The sequence below is a fragment of the Rhodococcus sp. CX genome, assembly GCF_015865005.1.
In the GTDB taxonomy this organism is placed as follows: domain Bacteria; phylum Actinomycetota; class Actinomycetes; order Mycobacteriales; family Mycobacteriaceae; genus Rhodococcus.
Genome location: NZ_JADZGH010000088.1, coordinates 15,338 through 17,644, shown reverse-complemented (window position 1 = coordinate 17,644; position 2,307 = coordinate 15,338). Strand labels below are relative to the sequence as shown.

The 2,307-nt window shown below is 64.1% G+C and carries 6 protein-coding genes; all 6 read right to left on the bottom strand.

The window, feature by feature from the left end:
- A partial coding sequence (locus I0Q12_RS32515; protein WP_374068677.1) for a DUF1992 domain-containing protein occupies window positions 1–143 on the bottom strand: 143 nt, incomplete at its 3' end.
- Window positions 144–167: 24 nt separating this feature from the next.
- Complete coding sequence (locus tag I0Q12_RS09525) at window positions 168–458, bottom strand: GNAT family N-acetyltransferase (protein ID WP_197251695.1); 291 nt, start codon at window positions 456–458, stop codon at window positions 168–170.
- Window positions 459–467: 9 nt separating this feature from the next.
- The gene (locus tag I0Q12_RS09520) at window positions 468–929 is read right to left on the bottom strand and encodes a MarR family winged helix-turn-helix transcriptional regulator (protein WP_197251694.1); all 462 of its coding nucleotides are present in this window, start codon (window positions 927–929) and stop codon (window positions 468–470) included.
- 67 nt (window positions 930–996) lie between these two features.
- A complete protein-coding gene (gene bfr / locus I0Q12_RS09515; RefSeq protein ID WP_197251693.1) occupies window positions 997–1,473 on the bottom strand; it encodes a bacterioferritin in 477 nt (158 codons plus the stop codon).
- A gap of 49 nt (window positions 1,474–1,522) precedes the next feature.
- Window positions 1,523–1,717 (bottom strand): bacterioferritin-associated ferredoxin, encoded by a 195-nt coding sequence (locus tag I0Q12_RS09510; RefSeq protein ID WP_197251698.1) that lies wholly within the window; start codon window positions 1,715–1,717, stop codon window positions 1,523–1,525.
- A 135-nt stretch (window positions 1,718–1,852) separates the two neighbouring features.
- Window positions 1,853–2,307, bottom strand: a 455-nt coding sequence (locus I0Q12_RS32510) for an AIM24 family protein (protein WP_231610362.1), incomplete at its 5' end; no start/stop codon positions are given.

Genomic DNA, 2,307 nt, shown 5'->3' with positions numbered 1-2,307 from the left:
CACCACAGCTCGTCGTCGCCGTAGTGGGGGATCGGCTTACCCGCGCCGGGCAGGTTGTCGAAGTCGCCGCGTTCCTGGGCGACGCGGATCTGTCGCTCGACCCACGACTCGAAGGTGATGTCCGGACGCTTGCGCTCGGTCATGAGGCCATTGTCCGCGACACACGATCAGTCGGCGATGTCCTGGTACTCGGGGTGCTTCTCGATGTAGGAGTGCACGAAGGGGCAGATCGGAACGATCCGCTTGCCCTGTTCGCGTACGTCGTCGAGGGCGAAGCGCACGAGTTTGCCGGACAGACCCCGGCCCGAGTAGGCGCCGTCGACCTCGGTGTGGTCGAACACGAGCTGGACATCGCCGTCCGGGTGGTACTGGGTGTAGCCGATGACGGTGTCGCCGTCGCGCAGTTCGTATCGCTGCAGGTCCGGGTTGTGGACGGTGATCACGGACGAGTCGCTCATGAATTTCCCCTAGCCGTTTCCGAGCAGGTGCTTGCGCATCGCGGTGAAGGAGTCGCCGAACCGCGTGACGTCCTCCGCGCTGAGCAGGTCGAACATACTCGAACGCACCGCTTCGACATGTCCGGGGCTGGCTTCGTCCAGCTTGGCGGCGCCCTCGTCGGTCAGTTCGGCCAGCGTGCCGCGTTTGTCCTCGGGGCATTCGACCCGGCGGACCAATCCGGCGTCGACGAGGCGGGCGATCGCGCGGGTGGCCCCGCTGCGGGTCGTGACCACGGCATCGGCCAGGGCGCTCATGCGCATGCGTCTACCCGGTGCCTCCGACAGGGCGACGAGCAGTTCGTAGTCCGTCAGCGAGAGGCCGGAGTCGCGGACGAGTTGCCGGTCGAGGGCCGCCATGAGCAGGCGCGTGGCGTCGAGATAGGCGCGCCAGGCGCGTTGCTCGTTGTCGTCGAGCCACCTCGGAGTGTCCATATTGCCAGGATACGCGATATGGTTGCGCGATCAACGACTGTGGCGGCCCTCGGGGCGATTACGGCGATTACTCCGGCGGGGAGACGTGCACGGAGATGTACAGCGGCTCACCCAGCTGCTCGAGCAGTGCGAGCTGGGTTTCGAGGTAGTCGATGTGTTCTTCCTCCTCGGCGAGGATCGACTCGAAGATGTTCGCCGACGTGATGTCGCTGACCGAGCGCATGTACTCGGACCCCTTCCGCAAGCGGTCGCGAGCCTCGATCTCCACCTGTAAGTCGGCTTCGAACATCTCCTTCACGGTCTGTCCGATGCGGATCGACCCGAGCCGCTGGTAGTTCGGCAGGCCGTCGAGGAACAGAATCCGATCGGTGAGTGTTTCGGCGTGACGCATCTCTTCGAACGACTCGGCGCGCGTGTGTGACGCGAGCTTCGCCCAGCCGTTGTTGTCCTGCATCTTCGAGTGCAGGAAATACTGGTTGATCGCGGTGAGTTCGGCAGTCAGCTGCTCGTTGAGATACTCCAGGACCTTCTTGTCGCCCTTCATGGAACCTCCCGGGGTGGAACCATCGAGTTCACCGCCGGGTAGGGGCTGGCTACACGGCGGTCTCGAGTTCGATGTTCTCACTCTGGCGGGCGGCCCGCAGGATCGCCGAGATATTGCGTACGCAACCGCCGCAGTCGGTACCCGCCCGGCATGCCGCGCTGATTTCCCGGGTACAGCGCGCGCCTGCAGCGATCTCAGCCTCGATGTGATTGTGGGTGAGAGCGTGGCAGCTGCAGACGTACATGCGATCGACCAATCTGGAGCGGTGGTACTTAGGATGTCCAAACCTTATCGTACTAAGGCCTGGCTACCCTGTGATCGTAATCACATTGCGACAGATCTGCGTCAGCAGAATGCCCAGCCTTCACCCCGGGTGTGATCAGAACTGTTGCTGCTGTTGCAGCTGCGACGACACCGCATGATTGATGCGTTGCAGTCCGCTGTTCGTCAGCCCCGGCAGTTGTCCCTCGATCATCCGGACCACCGAACTGTCGTCGATCACCTTCTCGCTGGACTGGATGAGCACCGTCCCCGCGCCGGTGAAATCGAACTGCCGCTCCTCGCCGGACTGCACGCCGAACATGCGCGCACCGGCCGCGACGAACCCGGTCACCCAGGACTCGTCGAAGTGATGGCTGGGGGACGGGCAGTCCGCCCAGCCCACCAGTGCCTCCGGGTCCACCCGCAACGGCGGCTCCGCGAAGATCACCGGGCCGTTCGACGACGCCAGGAACTTGCCGGTTCCGATCAACGTGAGGAAACCGGGCACGATCGACTGGTTCAGCGACAATCCCGGCTCGAAAGCCAGCAGGTTCGCGGCCCGGATGGTCAGGT

Excerpts from the sequence above, each read along its gene's own strand:
- I0Q12_RS09525 (WP_197251695.1), bottom strand. The coding sequence starts at position 458 with ATGAGCGACTCGTCCGTGATCACCGTCCACAACCCGGACCTGCAGCGA.
- I0Q12_RS09520 (WP_197251694.1), bottom strand. The coding sequence starts at position 929 with ATGGACACTCCGAGGTGGCTCGACGACAACGAGCAACGCGCCTGGCGC.
- bfr (WP_197251693.1), bottom strand. The coding sequence starts at position 1,473 with ATGAAGGGCGACAAGAAGGTCCTGGAGTATCTCAACGAGCAGCTGACT.
- I0Q12_RS09510 (WP_197251698.1), bottom strand. The coding sequence starts at position 1,717 with ATGTACGTCTGCAGCTGCCACGCTCTCACCCACAATCACATCGAGGCT.